This window comes from Nostoc cf. edaphicum LEGE 07299 (assembly GCF_015207245.1).
Classification (GTDB): Bacteria; Cyanobacteriota; Cyanobacteriia; order Cyanobacteriales; family Nostocaceae; genus Nostoc; species Nostoc edaphicum_B.
On record NZ_JADEXF010000759.1, the window covers coordinates 1 to 3,218 of the forward strand.

General features: G+C 41.5%; 4 protein-coding genes. 1 reads left to right on the forward strand and 3 read right to left on the reverse strand.

Going from position 1 to position 3,218, the window contains the following annotated elements:
• Positions 1-1,061: photosystem II q(b) protein (gene psbA, locus IQ229_RS20230; protein WP_194046813.1), on the forward strand; the 1,061-nt coding region annotated here is incomplete at its 5' end.
• Positions 1,062-1,153: 92 nt separating this feature from the next.
• On the opposite strand, the gene IQ229_RS20235 is transcribed toward psbA, so the two are convergent.
• From IQ229_RS20235 to IQ229_RS20245, 3 genes are all read right to left on the reverse strand, one after another.
• Entirely contained in the window at positions 1,154-1,804 is a 651-nt protein-coding gene (locus IQ229_RS20235; protein WP_194046815.1) for an antibiotic biosynthesis monooxygenase family protein, read from the reverse strand.
• Positions 1,805-2,464, reverse strand: a complete 660-nt coding sequence (locus tag IQ229_RS20240) for an antibiotic biosynthesis monooxygenase (protein WP_194046817.1) — start codon at positions 2,462-2,464, stop codon at positions 1,805-1,807.
• 100 nt (positions 2,465-2,564) lie between these two features.
• A partial coding sequence (locus IQ229_RS20245) for a helix-turn-helix domain-containing protein (RefSeq protein ID WP_194046819.1) occupies positions 2,565-3,218 on the reverse strand: 654 nt, incomplete at its 5' end.

Consider the following 3,218-nt stretch of genomic DNA (forward strand, 5'->3'; position numbering starts at 1 on the left):
ATAAGAGACAGAACGTATGGGATCGCTTTTGCGAGTGGATTACTAGCACCGACAACCGTATATACATCGGTTGGTTTGGTGTGCTTATGATCCCAACCCTGCTAGCTGCTACAACCTGCTTCGTAATTGCTTTCATCGCTGCTCCTCCTGTGGACATTGATGGCATCCGCGAACCAGTTGCAGGTTCTTTGATCTACGGAAACAACATCATCTCTGGTGCAGTTGTTCCTTCTTCAAACGCAATCGGCTTGCACTTCTACCCAATCTGGGAAGCTGCTTCCTTAGATGAGTGGTTGTACAACGGCGGCCCTTACCAGTTGGTAGTTTTCCACTTCTTAATCGGTTGCGCTGCCTACCTGGGTCGTCAGTGGGAACTTTCTTACCGCTTAGGTATGCGTCCTTGGATCTGCGTAGCTTACAGCGCACCTTTAGCTTCCGCTACCGCAGTATTCTTGATCTACCCAATTGGTCAAGGTTCTTTCTCTGATGGTATGCCTTTGGGTATCTCTGGAACCTTCAACTTCATGATTGTGTTCCAAGCAGAACATAACATCTTGATGCACCCCTTCCATATGTTAGGTGTGGCTGGTGTATTCGGCGGTTCATTGTTCTCGGCAATGCACGGTTCTCTAGTAACTTCTTCCTTGGTGCGTGAAACCACCGAAACCGAATCTCTTAACTACGGTTACAAGTTCGGTCAAGAAGAAGAAACCTACAACATCGTTGCAGCCCACGGCTACTTCGGTCGTTTAATCTTCCAATACGCTTCCTTCAACAACAGCCGTTCACTGCACTTCTTCTTAGCAGCTTGGCCTGTCGTCGGTATCTGGTTCACCGCTTTGGGTATCAGCACGATGGCATTCAACCTGAACGGTTTCAACTTTAACCAATCAATCATTGATTCCCAAGGTCGCGTCATCAGCACCTGGGCAGACGTAATCAACCGCGCTAACTTGGGTATGGAAGTAATGCACGAGCGTAACGCTCACAACTTCCCCTTAGACTTAGCTGCTGGTGAAGTTACTCCTGTTGCTCTGACTGCTCCTGCTATCAACGGTTAATTCTGAAAGTCTTAGCTGAATGAAGAACGCCTCCCAGAAATGGGGGGCGTTTTTTATAACAGTATTTAGTGAAGCGATCATTTAGAAACCATTTAGGCAGCAATTTCAGCAAATACTACCTCGTATAAAGACATTTGAAATTCATTATTTGCAAGCGATTTCATCTGTAGCAACGGTTCAGCCATCGGAGGATTAGCGTTCATTTTGGCGTACTCCTCTTGAGAACTCCATAATCCATAATTGATAGCACGCGCACCATCAAGTGAACGATGAAAATGAGTAGTAATTAATCCAGGTTGTCCTGATATTTGTCGTATTGCTTCTGCGGTAAACTCTAGAAAACGAGGTTGATTAGCAGGATCTTTCAACTTAAAGATACCGAAATTAATTAATTCTCCTTTACCTGCTGTAATTTCCAATCGACTATCACCTGGTTCACTAATGAAAATTTCGTAGAGATGAGAATCTGGATTAAAAAAGCCTGTAATTTGAGTAGCTAGAGAAATCTCTTGGTTATTTATATAAACCTGATAATCTTCTTGGCTTTGCCACTGCACATAATTAATCACACGAAAGCCATCAAAACTACGATGAATCGCGCTAGCAATATATCCAGGTTGTTGCTTGAGAATGTTTTGAGTGTATGCTACTAAACTATCAACTAATAACCACTGCTGATCAGGTTGAGTAACAAAAATGTCTAACTCTGCTAGAACTGGCTTGTCTTTAGAAATAGTAACCATTTAATTATTTTCCTCACTAGGTTCGGTAAACACGACATCATAGAGATGAAATTCGTTTTCAGCTAAACCAACCCAGTAGCCAGAACCAGTTGACTCAAATCCAGGTGCTTGCAAAATAGCTTTGAATGCTTCCTGACTACTCCACTGACCATAATTAATAGTCATTAAGCCATCTAAAGAGCGATGGAAATTAGCAGAAACTAATCCTGTATTATTTTCAAAAGCTTTGACAATATATTCCTTCTGTAATTCCACTAAACGAGGCTGCTTTTCTGGTGTTGTTCGGAATTCGGCAAAGTGAGTTAGGAAACCACCCGTTATGATTTGAGGGGGAACAGGACTGCCTGAAATCGATTGAGAAGCCACAACTTCAAATAGATGAGACTCAACTGGAAAGGTTGAGAGTTTGGCTGTCAATTCTTTACCAGCAATACTATTTAAAAATGCCTCGTAGTCTGCTTGGTTTTGCCATTGTTCGTAAGTAGCAACGCGCAACCCATCTTGACTTTTGTGGATACTAAAGGAAATGAAACCTGATTGTTTTTTAAGAACTTCAACTGAAGCAAGCAAAATATTGATAATTTCTGATTGATTTTCAGATGTGGAAAAATAAAGCGCGATCGTTGTAGCAACATCGTTGTTGATAGAGATTGCAGGCATGATAATTCTAGTTCAAGACTTCATTTATACACTTCAACTCAAAATATGAAATCTTGGTAACTGGAGTATATCTATTTTTTGCGACTTTAGTAGATTATTGCTATTTTCTGCCAAATTGTTTTGGTGTCACTCCAGTAATGCGTTTGAAGTGTCTGCCAAATTGACTTTGACTAGCAAACCCGACTTGCATAGCAACATTTGCAATATTCTGCTGACCCTGGATCATTAATTTTTGGGCACATTCAATGCGACATTTAATTAAATATTGGTAAGGAGAGTAGCCTATAGACTGTTTGAACAGTCGTGCAAAGTAATACTGACTCATGCCAAGTTCTGTGGCGATCGCTTCTAATGATACATCTTCTGCTAAGTGGGCTTGGATATAGTCAATAGCTTGTTGTAGCTTATGGTTAGGCAGCCCGCCAGAGTAAGCTGGAATTTTTTGTTTTGTTGTCGAATAGCGCCGTAATAGATGAACTGCCAATGCATTCACCATTGACTCAGCGTAGAGGCGATCACTCAATCCATCTGTTTCTAGTTCTGTTTTGAGTGTCAAAGCAATTTGTTGGATTAAAGGATCACGAATCTTCAACTGTGGCACAATTTGCACAACATCTGCATCAACAGATTCATCGACAGTAGAAGTAAATAGTTTCGGTTCCAGGCGGAGTAACAAAAATTTCGCATCAATGTCCCAAGACAATTTGCGATGGAGATAAGGAGGAGAAATCATAATGTCTCCTTCAGTTAGATA